Annotated in this window: 11 protein-coding genes; 6 read left to right on the forward strand and 5 right to left on the reverse strand. The window is 70.9% G+C overall.

Annotated features, from left to right (window positions below; translation table 11 throughout):
* Positions 1-5 precede the first annotated feature (5 nt).
* The 3 genes from C4V41_RS03580 to C4V41_RS03590 form a co-directional block, all read right to left on the reverse strand.
* Positions 6-4,838, reverse strand: a complete 4,833-nt coding sequence (locus tag C4V41_RS03580) for a DUF6603 domain-containing protein (protein WP_103954245.1) — start codon at positions 4,836-4,838, stop codon at positions 6-8.
* A complete protein-coding gene (locus tag C4V41_RS03585) occupies positions 4,831-7,392 on the reverse strand; it encodes a M64 family metallopeptidase (protein ID WP_146103517.1) in 2,562 nt (853 codons plus the stop codon). The genes C4V41_RS03580 and C4V41_RS03585 overlap by 8 nt, the downstream gene beginning before the upstream one ends.
* A 112-nt stretch (positions 7,393-7,504) precedes the next feature.
* Positions 7,505-8,269, reverse strand: coding sequence for a SpoIIE family protein phosphatase (locus C4V41_RS03590; RefSeq protein WP_103954247.1), 765 nt, complete (start codon positions 8,267-8,269; stop codon positions 7,505-7,507).
* A gap of 313 nt (positions 8,270-8,582) precedes the next feature.
* Between C4V41_RS03590 and C4V41_RS03595 the strand changes: the two genes are divergently transcribed.
* Genes C4V41_RS03595 through C4V41_RS03605 form a run of 3 tightly spaced genes read left to right on the forward strand, consistent with a single transcriptional unit; the run spans position 8,583 to position 11,517 of the window.
* The gene (locus C4V41_RS03595; RefSeq protein WP_146103518.1) at positions 8,583-9,737 is read left to right on the forward strand and encodes a sensor histidine kinase; all 1,155 of its coding nucleotides are present in this window, start codon (positions 8,583-8,585) and stop codon (positions 9,735-9,737) included.
* Complete coding sequence (locus C4V41_RS03600; protein ID WP_146103519.1) at positions 9,734-10,852, forward strand: hypothetical protein; 1,119 nt, start codon at positions 9,734-9,736, stop codon at positions 10,850-10,852. The genes C4V41_RS03595 and C4V41_RS03600 overlap by 4 nt, the downstream gene beginning before the upstream one ends.
* On the forward strand, positions 10,849-11,517 hold the full coding sequence (locus tag C4V41_RS03605; protein WP_200823715.1) for a response regulator: 669 nt from the start codon (positions 10,849-10,851) through the stop codon (positions 11,515-11,517). Before C4V41_RS03600 ends, C4V41_RS03605 begins: the two co-directional genes overlap by 4 nt.
* A gap of 55 nt (positions 11,518-11,572) precedes the next feature.
* Here C4V41_RS03605 and C4V41_RS03610 read toward each other — a convergent pair whose 3' ends face one another.
* Positions 11,573-11,911, reverse strand: a complete 339-nt coding sequence (locus tag C4V41_RS03610; protein ID WP_103954251.1) for a Uma2 family endonuclease — start codon at positions 11,909-11,911, stop codon at positions 11,573-11,575.
* 325 nt (positions 11,912-12,236) lie between these two features.
* On the opposite strand from C4V41_RS03610, the gene C4V41_RS03615 reads away from it, so the two are divergent.
* On the forward strand, positions 12,237-12,893 hold the full coding sequence (locus C4V41_RS03615; RefSeq protein ID WP_103954252.1) for a lytic polysaccharide monooxygenase auxiliary activity family 9 protein: 657 nt from the start codon (positions 12,237-12,239) through the stop codon (positions 12,891-12,893).
* Here C4V41_RS03615 and C4V41_RS03620 read toward each other — a convergent pair.
* Positions 12,863-13,951 (reverse strand): LacI family DNA-binding transcriptional regulator, encoded by a 1,089-nt coding sequence (locus C4V41_RS03620; protein WP_103954723.1) that lies wholly within the window; start codon positions 13,949-13,951, stop codon positions 12,863-12,865. The two genes, C4V41_RS03615 and C4V41_RS03620, sit on opposite strands and share 31 nt — an antisense overlap.
* Before the next feature lie 147 nt (positions 13,952-14,098).
* On the opposite strand from C4V41_RS03620, the gene C4V41_RS03625 reads away from it, so the two are divergent.
* Entirely contained in the window at positions 14,099-16,000 is a 1,902-nt protein-coding gene (locus C4V41_RS03625; RefSeq protein WP_235029886.1) for a primary-amine oxidase, read from the forward strand.
* 14 nt (positions 16,001-16,014) lie between these two features.
* On the forward strand, positions 16,015-17,643 hold the full coding sequence (locus tag C4V41_RS03630; RefSeq protein WP_103954254.1) for an ABC transporter substrate-binding protein: 1,629 nt from the start codon (positions 16,015-16,017) through the stop codon (positions 17,641-17,643).
* Positions 17,644-17,645: the final 2 nt, after the last annotated feature.

Here is a 17,645-nt window from a genome sequence, read left to right on the forward strand (position 1 = left end):
CCTGGTCAAGGGGTGAGGATCTCGGTGGTGGCGGTGAGCACGTCGGTGCCGGGATGCGGCGCCGCCGCGGCGGATCGGGTACGCCCGCCCGCGACCAGCACCCGGCCGTCGGGCAGTTCGGCGAGCGCGGCCCCCGAACGGCCGGTGGCCAGGCGGCCCGTGGGCGTCCACGTGTCGGTGCCGGGGTCGTAGACGAGCGCGTCGCGGAAGCCGCCGTCGAACGACGGCGCTCCGGCGCCGCCCACGACCAGCACCTTGCCGGACCGCAGCAGGACGCTGTGGTGCCCGCTCCGGCCGCCGGGCATGCTCTTGACGGTCGTCCACTCGCCGGTCGCGGGGTGGTAGCGCTCGGCGCTCGCGAGCCCGGCCGGGTCGAACGGGCGCGCGGGCGGGTCCGCGGTGCCCGTGGCCTGGCCGGACATGCCCGCGGGCGCCACGCCGGGCGTGTCGCCGCCGGTGACGAGCACGGTGCCGTCGGCCAGCACGGTGGCGCGGTGACCCGCGCGCGGGGTGGCCAGGCTGCCGGTCGGGGTCCAGGTCCCGGTGGCCGGGTCGAAGATCTCGCAGTACGCGAGCGCGGCGTCGTTTCGCCCGGTACGCACCACGCCGCCGATGACCAGCACCCGTCCGTCCCGCAGCGGCACGGCGACGTGCCCGGACCGCGCGTCGGTCATGGGCGCGGCCGCCGACCAGGCGCCGGTGGCGGGGTCGAAGATCTCCGCCGCCGCCGTCGCCCTCCTTTGCGACGTGCCGCCCGCGACCAGCACCTTGCCGCCGGGCAGGACGGTCGCGGTGTGGGAGTGACGCGGCCGGCCCATCGCCGTCTCGGACCAGGCCCCGCTCAGCGGGTCGTAGATCTCGGCCGACGACGTTCCGGCCGGGGCGCCGGTGTCGCGGCCGCCCGCGACCAGCACCCGCCCGTCCGCCAGCGCCGTCACCGTGTGCAGGTGGCGCGCGGTGGCCAGGGAGGCGATCGGCGACCAGGCGAGGGCCACCGGATCGAACACCGCGGCCGCCCGCAGCGCGTTCCCGCTCGCGCCCGTGCCACCGGCCACCAGGATCCTGCCGGTGCGCAGGAGGGCGGCCGCGTCGGGGGAGTCCCAGCTCGCGGTGGCCGGGAGCGCGTTCACGGCGGTGTTCCAGGTGCCGGACGCCGCCGGTGGGGCCGCCGCGTCCGACTGCGGCACCACGTGCAGCGTGCCCGCCAGGCCCGGATCGGCCACGATCCAGCCGTCCAGCGCGTCCAGGGCCGAGGCCAGGCTGGGGAAGCTCGACGGGCTGCCCGCCAGCGCCGCCGGAGGGAACGCCTGGAGGTTGTTGCGGAGCTGGGCGATCACGAAGGTCGCCCCCGTGAGCCGTACGGTCTCGCTCACCGGGAACGGCTGCCTGAGCGTGGCCTCGTGCTGCGACAGCGGCGACCGGCTGGTGCTGCTGCCCTGCAGGAACCGCCCGAACACGGCCGGGCTGACACTGGCCAGCCGCTTGGCCCGCACCGGCGGCGGCACCACGAACCCCCGCACATCCCCATTACCGGACCCGTTACCGGAGACCCGGCCGCCGTTACCGGACGCGGTCCCAGCGCCGCCGTTGCTGTTGCCGTTGCCAAGGGCGCGGTTGCGGGCCACGGCGCCGCTCGGGGCCTGGCGGGCGCGGCTGTCGATGACGATGGCCTCGTACCGGGCGCTGCGCCGCACCACCCGCGCCGACGCCATCGCCCCCTGCGCCGCCACCAGTTCGAGCCCCGCGCCCTGGTCCTCGTACGCGGGCCGCGACAGCTTGGCCGCGTCGTCCATGTCCTGGAACTGCGCCATCGCGAACTTGTCCGGCGTGACCGAGGCCCGCACCAGCCCACTGTCCGGCGCGGGCGCCACGGCGAACCGGGTGCCGTCGCCGGGCCGCTGCGCCCCGACCCGGTCCAGCCGTACCTCCAGCGGGATCGAGCGCTGCCGGACGAACAGCGAGCCCAGCGGGTGCAGCACCAGGTCGCCGGTGGACGGCAGCGCCCTGAGCGTGACGAGCGTGCGCGTACCGCCGGCCGGCAGCCGCGTCTCCCAGCCTTCCAGTTTGGCGAACTCGCCCGCCAGCAGCGGCAGCACCTCGACGGGCGGCAGCGTCGTGTCCCTGCGCTCGCCCCACTCGATGTCGAAGTCCGCGGAGATCTCGAAGAACAGCAGCGAGATCGACCCGCGCCCCTTGGCCCGCCACGGCGACGGCCCGGACAGCTCGAAGTCCAGGTCGATGCCCAGCAGCCCGACCCCGAACGCCCTGAGCGTGACCCCGGCCGACACGGCGATGACGAACGAGAACGGCGAGAACCGGAACAGCGCGTCGAAGGCGATGTGCCCCTGGATGCCGAAGTCGTCGAACCCCAGCACCATCTCGGCCCGCGCGCCGAACTGCACCGTGTTACTGGTTATCGCGAAATATCCGGACACGCGGATCCGGGCGCCCGGCCGGTTGAGGATGTCCACGGCCAGCCGCCGCGGCACCGGGAACGGCAACGGCGGCGGCTTGAACGACGGATGGAACCCGCCCACCGTCACCACCAGGTCCGGATTGTCCCCCCACGCCACCAGCAGCCCCATGCCGCCCTCGATGGTCATGAAGAGCACGTGCGAGTCGAACAGCTCGGCGAAGAACCACAGCCGCTGCTTGTCGAACTCGATCGCCCCCGCGAAGTTGACCTGGAGCGCCAGCAGCGGGATCCGCTCGTCGGGCAGCAGGCACCGCAGCACGCCGACGATGGCGATGTTCCCCGGGATCTCGATGATGACCCCGACCGACACGGTGATCAGCGCCGGCGTGCCCCACCCGATCTTGGCCATCGGCCCGATCAGGAATTTGCCCTCCTCGATCGGGAAGAAGGCGTTCAGGTCGCTGAGGATCCTGGGCGCGTTCGCGATGACGTCGCGCGGGAACATGACCGACTCGATCGCCCCGGTCCGTACGCCCTCGGCCAGCGCCTCCAGGTTCATCCGCCGGTTCAGCCCGATCAGGCCGCCCACCGCGAGCAGCGTGAACCCGAACCCGAGCTGGATCCCCCCGGGAAACTCCGCCGTGATCACGAGCAGCAGGGAGAAGCCCTTGGACCCGTCGGGCATCCTGGTGCTGATCAGCCCGAGGGCCTTGACCCCGAACAGGCCGGTGAACTCCAGCTCCAGCGCGCCCGCGTATTCACCGCGCTCGGGGAAGAAGCGCAGGAAGCCGCCCCCGGTCACCACGCCGGCGTCCACGGACAGCCCCGCGCCGCGCGGCGGCCGGAACCCGAGCGACAGGTCGAGCGGCCCGAGGTTGCCGTCGTGGCCGGACTTGAACGCGAACGCGGCGGTCAGCCCGACCTCCTCGACCACGACCTTGAGCGGACCCAGCTCGGCCTTGAACGTCGCGCCGAGCCCGATCGGCAGCCCGTCGCCCGACGGGGCCGCCGAGATCGTCAGCGACCGCATCTCGACGGGCCCCAGCCGCAGGTGCACGGGCAGCTGGATCTCCATGCCGGCCGCGCCGCGGAAGTAGAAGCCCTCGCGGTGCGAGAGGCCCACCGTCAGGTCCGCGCCGAACGAGAAGCCGCCTTCCGGAATGATCTTGGCGATGAACCCGTCGGCCCCGGACGGCTCGAAGACGAACTCCAGCCCCGTCAGCTCCACCTCGGCGAAGACGTCCACGTCCGAACCGGAGAGCCGGATGCCGCCGGTCCCGGCGATCTTGCCGAACTGCAGCCGCGTGCTCCCTGGCGCACCGAGGATCACGGTCGGTACGCCGTCCGCCCCGGACCGCTCGGTCCTGACCTCCAGCGCGCCCTTCGCGTGCACGGGCGCGCTGCCGGACTCGAACCCGAGCACCAGCTCGATCGGCCGCCCCGGGCGCACCTGCACCGCCACCCCGCCCTGCAGGTCCAGCTCGCTGCGGATGGTGACGAAGATGTCGGGCCCCAGGTCGAGCCGGAAGTTCAGCACCCCGTTGAACGACGGCAGCACCGCCAGGCCCGGCGCCACGGAGTCCACGGCGGGCAGCGGCAGCAGCCGGATCTCGGCGGCCATGCGGCCGGACTCGCGTACCCGCTCGAACATGACGGCCTTGACCGCCCTGGGCCGCGGCCGCTCCGGCAGCGGCGGCGCGCCGCCGATCGCCACCATGGTCTCCACGTCCGGCCGCTCCGCCACCACGTGCAGGCCGATGGTGGACAGCAGGTTGTCCACCTGCGAGGCGAGCGCGGGGAAGTCGAAGCCGGCCTCACCCCAGCCGAACGCGTTCTTCAGCACCAGCGACGGGTCCTCCAGCACGCGCGGCAGGTCCGCCAGGTCCAGCGACAGGCGCATGTGCGGCGGCCGCCCGCCGGTCTGCGGCGTGTACGTCGCCTTGATCACGCCCAGCGAGCGCAGCGCGAACCCGATCGACGGATGGAAGTCCTGCAGATACGTGACGATCAGGTAGTCGACGAGCTGCTTCGGGAACACGGTCTGGAACCCGTCGGCGCGCAGCGGCGCCGGGATCGACGCGGCCGGCGCGGTCCCGATCGCCCGGATCCCGGCGATGACCTGCTGCGTCGCGTGCAGCGCCCGGGCCACGTCGTCGGCCGAGATCTGCACGTTCGCCTCGCCGCCGCCGATCTGGCCGCCCACCTTGACGTTGCCCTCGCCGAGCAGCTTGGTGAGGCTGTCGTAGAGGGTGTCCACCCCGGCGCGCAGGTCACGCAGCGGCTGCGGGATGTCGGTGGCCTGCCAGCCGAGCCGCTGCAGAAAAGCGATGAAGGATTCCGTCGAGCCGAGCGCCCGGCGCAGCGGGAGCAGCGCCTGGCCGATCTCGGCGACGAACATGTCGAACGTCCCTTGTTCAGCCATTCTTCTTCGCCTCGGGATAGAACGTGTCGTAGAGCTTGGCGTGGTAGCTGGGATCGACCCGGTTGACGAGCAGCCACTTGCAGACGTAACAGAACGGCACGGCCTCGCCCGTCGCGCCGATGCTGCGCATCTTGCACGTGCCCGTGGGCCGGTAATAGCCGCGGGCGTAGAACTGGGCCCCCTCGAAGACGCCGATCAGCAGCGACGAGGTGCAGGGCGGCTTGAACCCGGAGATGGACACCGGCTCGTCGGGCGCGTCCTTGGGGTCGGTGTTGTTGAGATCCTCGTTGAGCGGCTTGTGCGAGGTGGTGAGCTGCTGCAGCACCTTCGGCACGGTGATGGTGACGGGCTGCTGGTTCTTGTCCGCCACCGGGACGAAGACCGCCGAGCCCGCCTCGAAGACCGGGCTCTGGTCGAGTCCGGGCCCGAGGAGGATGAGGACGCCCTCGGGCGTGACGTCCTGGATCATCAGCTTGTCGAGGTAGAGGGTCAGCGAGAGCGGAAGCTGCCGCCCGGAGACGTCCGGCGCGAAGTTGCGCAGGTGGACCAGGGGCGCGGGCGACTCCGACATGAGCTTGCGCCACTGCCCGACCTGGCCCGGGTCGATCGGCAGCCGGATGCCCGTGGCCGTCCCGGCGGTGGACCTGGCGATCAGCCGGGAGGAGACCCTGATGCGCGGCAGCGTCAGCCATTTGACCTTGGCCGGGTCGATCGCCGGAGCGGGCAGCGAGGGCGCCTGCAAGAACTTGATCTTCGAGACGTTGTCGCCGGTCAGGTCGGCGACGCCGGCGTCCTCGGGGTCGTCGTTCGGGCGGGTCTCGTACTCGTCGGAGAGGTTGAAGCTGTGCCCGAACTCGTGCGCGATCGTGCCCGCGACGTCGTCGATGTCCGGCTCGATCGGGCTCGGCGGCTGACGGACCCGCTTGTGGAGGCTCTCCGGCGCGGCGGGCGGCGGGGGAGTGGGGACGTAGGCGGCCGTCAGGTCCGTCGCCGTGCCGACGGTCACGGTCGTCATCGTGTTGTCGTTGACGTTGCCGCCCCCGTCCATGCCGTCGTGGCAGATCATGCCGACCAGGCCACGGCTCCGCTTGAACGTCGGGAAGGGGTCCCACACCGGCCCGATCGGGGTGTTCGGAGCGCGGTCGAGCTGCAGGTTCCTGATGAAGCGCATGATGGTGCTCTGCGTGCTGGTGAAGCGGTTGCTCGGGAGCACCTCGGGCGCGTGCCTGCGCCGGTCGGGCGTCACGAGGCGGGCCTCGTCGGCGGGCCGGTAGAACTCGTACACGCGCTTGACGAAGTCCGCCAGCGCCTGCGTCTTCTCGTCCTTGGGCGGCGGGTTCACCGACGGCCGGTCGGTGTGCCGGTCGCCGGGCCGGCTGCCGATGATCATGCCGAAGAAGGTGTCCCTGGCCTGCAGGATGCCGGTCGACCGGTGCACCTTCCAGGCCGCCAGCAGATCGTCGTCCACCTTCTCCGGCTGGAAGCCGGGCAGCGACTGGTCCTTCCAGAGGTTCACCAGGTCGCCGCGCTGCTCGTTGTGCATGGGATCGCCGACGATCCCGATCAGCTCTTCGAGCGTGTAGGCGTTCTTGTTGCCGTTAGCCCGGAAGATGTAGGGGATCTGGGCGCCCTTGGGTACGCGCCCCGACGCCGTGTCGGTGACGCGGTAGCCGCAGGTGAGCGCGTGCTGCCGCGACGGGGCGAACGCGGTGAAGACGTTGAAGGCGTCCTTCAGCATCGGGTACGGCTCGTGCGCCGGTTTGCCGAACACACTCTCCTGTACGGCCTTCGTGTACACCATCTCGAAGTGCGCCTTGTCGGCCTCCCTGAACCCGTCGGCCAGGAAGAGCATGTTGTGCGCGTCATTGACCCCCGCCAGGTTCGGGGTGTGCCGCGGGGTCAGGATGCGGCGGGGCGTGTCGTAGTTGACGACGTGCGTGGCCAGGGTGTGCGTCTTGCCGAGGAACGTTCCGCTGATCACGACCGGCGTCGCGGGCGGGGTCTCGGCCGTGCCGCGCAACCGGCCCTCCGGCATCACCACGACCTTCGGGTCGGGAGAGGTCAGCGTGACGTAGCCGTGGCCGGTGATGTCCCCGACCAGGTCGGCGCCCGTCGAGTTGGGGTTGCCCGGCGCCGAGTCCTCGCTGAACTCCGCGTAGATCGACGGCTGCGCGTGCCCGACGTCGTCCACGGCCGTGGTGATCGAGTCATTGCCGAACCACCACGCCTTGATCTCGTTGTGCACCTGCAGCCGCCCCACGAGATAGTCGGGCCCGACCCGGAACTGGAACAGATAGACCCCCGGCCTGGTCGCCGTCACCTCGATGAGCTGCGGATTCGCCGCCGTCGGGGCCACCCTCGGCAGGTCGAGCATGCGCTCGCCGACCTTCCGGTACGGCGCGAAGAAGTCGAACGCGAAGCCCGTGAAGATGGGGTTCAGCGCGTAGCGGCCGGTATTCAGCGTGTCCACGCTGAAGAGGCGGACGAACAGCTTGGGACCGCCGGTCAACGCCATGTGCAGGTCGCAACTGGGGAAAAGAACAAGCTCGGCCACGGCGCATCCCATCAATGACAGAGTTGATGGACCGATAGTGGAACGGTGGCGCTTCCCCCGAGAAAGGTCTTCGGACCCTTCAGCGTGCCACCGCCCACGGGCGCCGTCCAGATCAGGCCGTGACGAAATCCGCGATGATGACCGTGGCGTCGTCCTTGGGCTCCAGGGCCGCCATCTCGTCGTAGATCCGGTCCAGGCAGGCCACCGCCGACGTGCCGTCCGTCAGCAGTTCCTTCATGCGCCGCTCACCGAGCGCCCTCGTCGCCCCCTCGGTCACGATCACCACGCGGTCGCCTGGGCGCAGCGCCACGATGCCGACCTCCGGGTTGAGCGCCGACGGCAGGCCCACCCCGCGCAGCAGCGGGCCGTCCTCGAAGGCGTGCTGCGTCGTCAGCGGCCGCGGGTCTCCGCCCTTCGGGCAGTGCCAGATCGCGCCGTTCCCGACGTGCGCGAACCGCAGCCGCGGGTGTTCCGTCCGGTCGAGCACGACCAGGTCAAGGGTGCTGACCAGCTCGGGCATGGCCGGATTGCGCAGAGCCGCGGTACGCACGGCACGATGCGCCCCCTGCACGCACTCGTCCAGGTCCGACTCGCGCGTCCCCGCGTGCTGCGGCCGGTCGGCCACCACCGAGCCCAGGGCCAGCGCGGCCGCCGTGTGGGCCAGCTCGGTCCCGCCGACGCCGCGGGCCGCCGCGATCAGACGCTCCTGGATGACGTACACGTCCGACGGCCGGCCGTCCGAGCCCTCGTACGTGCCCCCCACCGCCACCAGTCGCGGTCGCGCCACCGGCATGCCGGCCGGCCAGTTCCCCCGCCGGCCCCTGACGGTCATCACCGACAGGCAGCCCACCAGGAATGTGATCACGAACAGTGTCATGTGTCCCCTCCCCACCGCATTCGTCGCGGCCCGAGCCCAGTACACGCTCTTGTGAAGGGATGCGACTGACGGCTGATCGGCCGTCGTAGCGCATTGACGGCCGATCGACCGTCATGCCACCGGAGCGCTCAGGGGCCAGGGTTCGGTGTGGGCGGTGAACACCGCTGCGGAGCCGGCTCGAGGAAAACTGCCATGCGACCCATGACGCCACCCGTAACGACGGCCGGAGAAAACCTTTCGCGTTTCTTTTTACCCACCGTGCCCTGCGTTATCGTGAGACCCGTCTTGTGCCCATATCGCGTGCGGACGGCTCATGTCATTTCCCGGCTCCACGCCACACGACTCGGCCACCAGGCAATTAACGAAGGCGGTCGCGCGTACCGGTGCCGGCGCGCGAAGCGCGGTGGGCTCGGTCGCCGTCGTGGCGGCGGTCTTAGGCGCCGTTCCCCCGGTCTCCGCCCGGTGGCTGGTGCCCATGTTGCTGTTACACGGCTTATGGACCGCTTTGCACGTGCGCGTGTTCTGGCGCAAGGAGCTGCTGCCCGGCTGGCTGGTGGCCGGTGATGTGGCCATCACCGTCGCACTGTGCCTCCTGCAGCGCCACCTCGTGGCCGTGGAGGCCCTCACCACGTCGTCGAGCTGGGTCGCGGGGCTGGTCACGATGACCATCGTCATGGCCGGAGTCAGGTGGCGGCCGCGGGTGGCGGTGCCCGCCGGAGTCGCCGTGGCCGCGTCGTTCGCGGTGGGCGTACGGCTGGCGTCCCCCGCCGGCGACGTCTACACCACCCTCGGCATCCACCTCGTCCAGTTGCTCGCGATCGTGCTGCTGATGACGCTGCTGCGCCGCTCGGCCGCCTCCGCCGACACCTTCCTGCGCGAGAGCTCCCGCGCCGAGATCGCGCTCATCGTCGAACGGCTGCGCCGCGAGGACGAGCTGAAGCAGGTCGGCAGCATCCACGAGACGTCGCTGCACACCCTGACCATGGTCGGCCTGGGCACCTACGACGAGCCCTCGCCCACCCTGCGCGCCCAGGTCGCGACCGACCTGGCGGCCCTGGAGCAGCTTCGCGCCACCCCGCGCCCGCTCTCCGCGCCCATCGCCCTGGACGCCCTGCTCGACGAGGTGGCCGGGCGGGCGACCGGGCTGGACGTCCGCAAGCGCCTGGTGCCGGAGACGGTGCCGGGCGACGTCGCCGAACGCTTCGCCCGTGCCGTAACCGAGGCCCTCGCCAACGTCGCTCTTCACGCCGGCGTACGCGAGGCGGAGCTGGTTTCCAGCAGGCGCGGCGGAGAGATCCTGGTCGAAGTCGCGGATGCGGGCCGCGGCTTCGACCAGGATCGGTTACCGCCCGACCGGTTCGGCGTGCGCGGCTCGATCCTCGACATGATGCGCTCGCTGCCGAACGGCGGCGCCGAGATCTCCTCCGGCGACCGGGGCACCCGGGTGAGCCTGTGGTGGCGGCCATGACCGAGGAGATCGAGCAGATCGCGCGGCGCTACGCCCGCTACACCGCGCTCGGCGCCGTGGTGATCGCCGGAGTCTGGCACGTCGGGTACGACCTCACCGTCACCGTCACCGGCTGGGACACCTTCCGCTGGCCGTGGCTGGCGGCCGGGGCCTGGGTCCTCTACTCCGTGATCTTCGTGATCGGCGCGCTGTCGCTGTCACGAACCTCGTCCGGGCCCGGCAGGATACGAGAGCTCGCACTCGCCGCGCTGCTCGTGGACATCGCGGTGATCGTGGCCTGCCGGCCCGGCGAACTGCTCGGCATCAGCGACTGGGCGTGGGGCTCGGTGGGCTGGCTCGGCGTCATGCTCGCCTGGAACCGGCCGCGCTGGCGCGCCGAGCTCATCGCGTTCCTGGCCGCCAACGCCGGCATCATGCTGGTCGCGATGGCCGTCGCGGGGTCGTTCGACCGGGTGTCCATCGCCAAATACCTGGTCGTCATCGCGGGCGGCGTCACCATGCAGCTCGGCTACACGGCGGGCTGCCACCTGCTGCGCACCCGTGCCGAGGAGACCGTGCTGCTGGCCCGCAGGCTCGCCGCCGACGACGCCTGGCGGGAGTCCGCCCAGCGCATCCACGCCGACCGGCTGCGCCGCTACGAGGCCATCCGCGACGTGGCCGAGTCGCTGCTCACCCAGCTCGCCGACGGCGCCGACCCGGGCGACCCGCGGGTACGGGTGGACTGCACGGCCGGGGCCATGCGGCTGCGCCGGCTCATCACGGAGCGGGAGGACGTACCCGATGAGCTGGTGTCGGTGCTGCGCGCCCGCATCGACGCGGCCGAGCGGCGTCAGGTGCTCGTGACGGCGCCGCCGTTCGGCGAGAGCATGCCCGCGCTGCCGGAGGGTGTGCGCGAGGACCTGCTTCGAGCACCGGTACGCGCGCTGGACGGGGCCAGGTCACGCGCCCGCGTAACGGTGTCGGCGATGTCGACGATGGTGAGCGTGGCCGTCGTGGCCGACAACGAGGAGCTGCCCATCAGCCCGACCCCCGTGCGGGAGGCCAGCGGAGTCGTCGTCACCTATCAGCGTCAGGGAGGGGAGGTATGGGTCAACAGCATCTGGGAGGGCTCGTGACGGTCGCCCTGGTGGAGGACCACCAGGTGGTGGTGGACGGGGTGCGGTCGTGGTTCGGCCCGCCGAGCCCGGTCGAGCTGGTCGCGCAGGGGCCCACCATCGAGTCCGTCAGCGGCACGGCCGCCGACGTGCTGCTGCTCGACCTCAACCTCAACGGCACCATGGTCGTCGACCGCATCGCCGGCCTGTGCGCGGGCGGTCAGCGGGTCATCGTCTTCTCCGAGCACGAGGAGCCGGAGATGGTCCGCACCGTGCTCGACGCGGGCGCCTCCGCCTTCATCGGCAAGGGGCGGGCGACCCGGGAGTCCTGCCTGGAGACCATCCTCGAGGTGGCCGCGGACCGGCCGAGCATGACGCCGCCGATGGCCCAGGCGATCGCGACCGACGAGGGACCGCACCGGCCGCAGCTCTCCGACAAGGAGCGGGCGGCGCTGCTGTACTGGTTCCAGTCGATGTCCAAGGCGTCGGTGGCGGCGCGCATGGGGATCAAGGAACGGACGGTCCGGCAGTACATAGACCGGGCGCGGGTCAAGTACGCGGCGGCCGGTAGACCCGCGCCCACCAAAGAGAAGCTACTGATCTGCGCCATCCAGGACGGGCTGGTCCAGCCGGACGAGGTGACCGTCTACACCTCGCTGGCCGCCAAGACCCCGCCCGACCCCTGATCGCCTGGACCCCGGCACTCCCGGCAGGAGGGGGCCGGCAGAGCCGGGGTCCAGGTCACCTGTCGAATCGGTCAGGGTCAAAGCTGACCGGGAACGGCGCCTTCAGTTCGGCGATGGCGCCGGGCTTATAGGCGGTCGGCGGGTCATAGGTGTCACCGTTGAGCTCGTAAACGTAGAGGATCGGTCCCTCGTCCAGCTCGATCCGCCAGTAGGTGGGGATGCCGGCTCTGGCATATACCTCCGCTTTGAGGGTCTTGTCCTGTGTGACAGTGCTCGGGCTGGCCACCTCCACAGCCAGCAGCATGTCTTCAGGGGCGAACATGAGCCTCACGCGCCTGACCGAGCTCCTGGGCACGACGACGACGTCTGGAATATAGAGGTGGCTTGCCGCCAAGGAAACCTCGGTGCCCCTGGCTTGCGGGTTCGATCGTCACCATTGCGGTCACCCACTCAGTATTGAGACTCTCTCCCTCGCTCACATGCTGCTTCCCCAAATCTCATCACCTTAAGTTATCGGGTGATTACGTTGCGATTTGTAGGTATTTGGTGGCCGGTTGAAACTTTCAACCCCTTGGAAAGCCCTTTCCGCTGTTCATAGCCCCCTTCGGTCCTCGTTGACAACAGCTCTCACTTGGCCCTTCCCACGCCGTCAGATACCGTCCCTCACCAAGAGCGCTCCTTATCCCCGGACCCCCCGACCGGAACCTGGAGAACGCACCATGCCCCGACCTCGCTGGGTGCTGCGCGCCCTGGCCCTGCTGATGACCATGGCGATGATCGTCGTCGTCCCACTGACCGGCACCGCTTCCGCGCACGGCTCGGTCGTCGACCCGGCGTCCCGCAACTACGGCTGCTGGCTGCGCTGGGGCAGTGACTTCCAGAACCCCACGATGCAGCAGCGCGACCCCATGTGCTGGCAGGCGTGGCAGGACAACACCAACGCCATGTGGAACTGGAACGGGCTCTACCGCGACAACGTCGCAGGCAACCACCAGGCCGCCGTCCCCAACGGCCAGCTCTGCAGCGCCGGCCGGACGCAGGACGGCCGTTACCGGTCCATGGACACGCCCGGCGCGTGGCAGACGACGGCCCTGGCGAGCACGTTCAACATCCGGCTGACCGACCAGGCCTATCACGGCGCCGACTACATCAGGGTCTACATCACCCGCCAGGGCTACAACGCGACCACCACGGCGCTCGGCTGGAACCACCTGGAGCTGGTCCGTGAGACCGGCAGGTACGCCCCGGCCGGCACCTACCCCATCGACAACATCAGCAAGGGTTCGCGCACCGGCCGCCACGTCGTCTACACGATCTGGAAGGCCTCGCACATGGACCAGACGTACTACTTCTGCAGCGACGTCACGTTCTCCTGACCGCCCGCCCGGCCGGCCCTCGCCCATGAGCGGGGGTCGGTCGAGGCGCGTACGGCCAGCTCTATGGGATGGACGCGCTCCGTCCCCGCCGGAACCGTCCCCGAGAGCAGATCGAACAGCAACTGGGCACAGCTCGCCCCCGCCTCACGCGGGCGCAGGTCGATGGCGGTGATCGGCGGGTCGGCCAGCCGCGTGGCGGCACTGTCGACGCACGAGGCCAGCAGCACCCCCGCCCCCGCCTCCCGCAACAGCGGCGCCACCTCGGTCGCCGCCCCGGCGGGAGCGCACACCAGCGCGTCCATCGCCCCATCGCCCAGCGAGGAGACCGCCCCACCGCCCGAGGCCGGGCCGCCGCCCATCTCGGGCGCGAGCAGGGCGCGGGCCGCCGCGCGTACCTCGTCGCCCGTGGCGTCGAAGGAGACCCGCCGCACCAGCGGCGCGACCCCCTGGGCGGCGCACCACTCCAGGTAGCCCCGGTGCACGCTGGCCGCCCAGTCGCTCTCGTCGCCGGCCACGATCAGCCCGGGCCGCGCCGCCCCCGCCGAGCGCAGGTGGTCGAGCAGCCGGGCCAGCATCGGCGCGTGGTCCGACCACACCACCCCGTCGGCCTGCCGCGCCCCAGGGAAGTGCTCGCACGAGACCGTCGGCAGCCCCGTCGCCATCAGGCTCTCGACCACCGGATCGCCCCCGAGCGGGTCGCCGAGCACCAGCCCGTCGACGCGCGGCGCCCGCGACCGCCGCTGGCCCGAGGTGATCAGCGTGACGTCGTAGTCGTGCCGCGCCGCCTGCTCCACCACGCCGAACACGAACGACATGTAGTAGGCCGACCGCGTCAGCACCTCGGGCACGTGCAGCCCGAGGGTGCCGGTGCTGGCCTTGCGCAGGTGGCGGGCCGAGCCGTTGGGCACGTAGCCGAGCCGCTCGGCCACCTTCGCGACCGCCTCGCGCGTCGCCTCCGACACCCGCCCTGAGCCGCGCAGCGCGTCGGAGGCCGTCGTCTTGGAGACCCCCGCCTCCCGGGCGACGGTGAGGATCGTGATCGGCTCGTCTGCTTGCACGCCCCGATGGTAGCCGTCCGTCAGAACCACCCCGCTCCGGTAAACGATGTGTTTCGCCTGGGCTCCAGGTCTTGTGCACTCCGGCCAGCGCAATTAAGTTATCGCAAAACTTGCCGGAACGTTCCGGCAGCAGAAAGGGGCGGAACGTTGCACCTGACCACCGGGAAGCATCCCCATCCTCTCGACCCGCTCGCGGCGCGGGAGATCGACGAGGTCAGGCGGGTCCTGATGGCGGAGGGCCTGCTGACCGACACGGTCCGGGTGGCCTATCTCGGCCTGGAGGAGCCCCCCAAGGGCGAGGTGCTCGCGGGCGCGCCCGTCCACCGCAGGGCCCGCGCCTTCCTGCTGGACCTGGCCACCGAGGCCGCCGAGGACGTGATCGTCTCGATCACCGACGGCCTGGTGGAGTCACGGGCGCCGATCGACCCGATCACCGACGGCCAGGTGCCCATGCTGGACGAGGAGCACGCCCTGGTCAGGCGCGTGCTGCGGGCGGACGCCGGCTGGGCCGCCGCCCTGGCCAGGCGCGGCATCGACGACCCGGCGGGCGTCTACCTGGCGGCGCTCAGCGCCGGCCACTTCGAGCTGCCGAAGGAGGAGGGCCGCCGGGTCGCCAGAGTGCTGGCGCACGTGATGCCCACCCCGGAGAGCCTCCCGTGGGCACACCCGGTGGACGGCCTGGTCGCGTACGTGGATCTGGTCAAGGGCGAGATCCTGGAGATCGTCGACACCGGCCCCCAGCCGATCCCCCAGGAGAGCGGCGACTACGACAAGGGCCCCCACCGCACCACGCAGAAGCCGATCCACATCACCCAGCCGGAAGGCCCCAGCTTCACGGTCGACGGCCCGCTCGTCACCTGGGAGAAGTGGAGCCTGCGCCTCGGGTACGACATGCGCGAGGGCCTCACCCTGCACCAGATCGGCTTCGAGGACGACGGCCGGGTCAGGCCGATCGTCTACCGGGCCTCGGTGGCCGAGATGGTGGTCCCGTACGGCGACCCGAGCCCGATCCGGTTCTGGCAGAACTACTTCGACACCGGCGAATACCAGCTCGGCAAGCTCGCCAACTCCCTCGAACTCGGCTGCGACTGCCTCGGCGAGATCACCTACTTCGACGCCGTCGTCACGGACGGCGCCGGCGTGCCCAAGGTGATCAAGAACGCGATCTGCATGCACGAGGAGGACTACGGCGTCCTGTGGAAGCACAGCGACCCCGCCAACGGCTCCAAGGAGACCCGCAGGCAGCGCCGCCTGGTCATCTCGTTCTTCGTCACCGTGGGCAACTACGACTACGGCTTCTACTGGTACCTCTACCTCGACGGCACCATCGAGCTGGAGGTCAAGGCCACCGGCATCGTCTTCACCGGCGCCTACGACGACCGCGCCGCCCCGTACGCGTCGGAGGTGGCGCCCGGGCTCGCGGCGCCGTACCACCAGCACCTGTTCAGCGCCCGGCTGGACATGACCGTGGACGGCGTGGCCAACGCCGTGGACGAGGTCGAGGTGGACCTGCGGCTGATCGGCGGCGACAACCCGTACGGCAACGCGTTCGGCCGCTCCGCCACCCGGCTGCGCACCGAGAGCGAGGCCATGCGCGACGCCGACCTGAAGGCGGAGCGCACGTGGCACGTCGTCAACCCCGAGGTGCGCAACCGCCTCGGCCGCCCGGTCGGCTACGCGCTGCACGGCGAGGGCAAGCCCACCCTGCTGGCCGCGCCGGAGTCCAGCATCCGCAGCCGGGCCGAGTTCGCGACCAGACATCTGTGGGTCACCCGGTACGACCCCGCGGAGCGCTATCCCGCCGGAGACCTGGTGAACCAGCATCCCGGCGGCGCGGGCCTGCCCGCCTACACCAGGGCCGACCGCGACATCGACGGGCAGGACATCGTGCTGTGGCACACGTTCGGCCTGACACATTTCCCCCGCACCGAGGACTGGCCGATCATGCCGGTCGACACCTGCGGGTTCGTACTGAAGCCGGTCGGGTTCTTCGACCGGAACCCCACGCTCGACGTACCGCCGAGCGCCGCCGAACGTTCCTGCCACTAGAGGAGAAGAGGCCCATGCGTCCCATACGCCTGGCCTGCGGTGTCGCGGCCGCGCTGCTGGCTTCGGCCTGCGCCGCCACCGGAACGACCACCACCCCGGGGGCTGCCCCCGCCGCACAGGAGACCGCCGCCCCCGGCTACCTCGCCGTCGCCGATCAGGCCCTCCCCACGGGAGGCGCCCTCAACCTGCAGGTCCACATCGACAGCGGCGCCGCCACCGGGTACGACCCGCAGCTCGCCGACGTCGCCACCACCTGGCAGCTCCTCTCGCTGTCCTACGAGACGCTGACCACGATCGGCCCCGACTTCAGCGTGCAGCCGCTGCTGGCCGAGAAGTGGGACACCCCGAGCCCCACCGAGTACGTCTTCCACCTGCGCAAGGGCGTCACCTTCTCCAACGGCAGGGAGATGACGGCCGACGACGTGGTGGGCAGCCTGAAGCGGCTGCTGGCCTCCAAGGGCGTGTGGCGGGGCCAGCTCGGCCCGGTCAAGTCGGTCACCAAGGACGGCGACGACAAGGTCAAGGTCACGCTGGAGCAGCCGTACACGCCGTTCCTGGCGGCCCTGGCCAACGTGCCCGCCGCCGTCCTGCCGATGAAGGAGATCGACGACAAGTCGGTCGATCCGGCGACCACGCTCCTCGGCACCGGCCCGTACGTGGTCGACAACCACCGCCAGGACGTGTCGTGGACCTTCAAGCGCAACGACAAGTACTGGTCCAAGGGCAAGCCCGCGGCCGACACCGTGAACGTCTCGATCGCCCCCGAGGAGGCCGCCCGCATCGCCGCCCTGCAGAACGGCGGTGCCGCGCTGGCCACCTTGGGCAACGTCGACTCCGCCTCGATGCTGGCCGGCGCCAAGGACGTCAAGGTGGTCACCCAGGCCACCACGGACTTCTACTACCTGATGCTCAACACGCTGAAGCCGGGCTCGAAGCTGGCCGACCCGAAGGTGCGCCAGGCGATCGCGATCGCGCTGGACAACCAGCAGATCGCCGACGTGGCGCTCGGTGGCAAGGGCAAGCCCACCGCGATCACCCCGGCGGGCCTGCCCGGCTCCTGCGACCCGGCCGCGCTGCCGTCGGCGGCCAAGAGCGTCGACGACGCCAAGGCGCTGCTCGCCGAGGCCGGCGCGCAGAACCTGACGTTCACGCTCAGCATCTTCTCCACCGAGCCCGCCCCCGCCGTCGCCCAGGTGATCCAGCAGAACCTGCAGCAGGCGGGCATCACCGTCAAGATCGAGCAGATGGACGAGGCGAGCTGGTCGGGCAAGGTGTACGGCAAGGCGCCCGCCGAGTTCGACGCCGCGATGTCCTGGTTCGCCGGCTACGCCGACCCCGGCATGGTCACCAAGTGGTGGAACCCGGAGACGGCCGGCTTCAACGTCGGCTTCATGAAGCCGGACAAGGACCTCAACGCGCTCATCGACGCGGCCGGTAAGGAGCCCGCGGGCGCCGGCCGGGACAAGGCACTGACGGAGGTGTGCGCCAAGGCCGACGCCGACGCGCAGATGATCCCGCTGGTCACCCGCCCGGCCACGGTCGCCTACCGGACCGACGCGCTCAGCCCGAGCCTGTACGCCACCGAGGGCTACGGCAACGTGCTGCGCCTGGTCGCCGACGCCCGCGTGAAGAAGTCCCAGTAGCC

It is taken from the genome of Nonomuraea solani, from assembly GCF_900108335.1.
Taxonomy (GTDB): domain Bacteria; phylum Actinomycetota; class Actinomycetes; order Streptosporangiales; family Streptosporangiaceae; genus Nonomuraea; species Nonomuraea solani.

What these genes read in the sequence shown, in the direction of transcription:
- C4V41_RS03580 (WP_103954245.1), bottom strand. Translation starts at nt 4,838, where the DNA reads ATGGCTGAACAAGGGACGTTCGACATGTTCGTCGCCGAGATCGGCCAG.
- C4V41_RS03590 (WP_103954247.1), bottom strand. Translation starts at nt 8,269, where the DNA reads ATGACACTGTTCGTGATCACATTCCTGGTGGGCTGCCTGTCGGTGATG.
- C4V41_RS03595 (WP_146103518.1), top strand. Translation starts at nt 8,583, where the DNA reads ATGTCATTTCCCGGCTCCACGCCACACGACTCGGCCACCAGGCAATTA.
- C4V41_RS03600 (WP_146103519.1), top strand. Translation starts at nt 9,734, where the DNA reads ATGACCGAGGAGATCGAGCAGATCGCGCGGCGCTACGCCCGCTACACC.
- C4V41_RS03615 (WP_103954252.1), top strand. Translation starts at nt 12,237, where the DNA reads ATGCCCCGACCTCGCTGGGTGCTGCGCGCCCTGGCCCTGCTGATGACC.
- C4V41_RS03630 (WP_103954254.1), top strand. Translation starts at nt 16,015, where the DNA reads ATGCGTCCCATACGCCTGGCCTGCGGTGTCGCGGCCGCGCTGCTGGCT.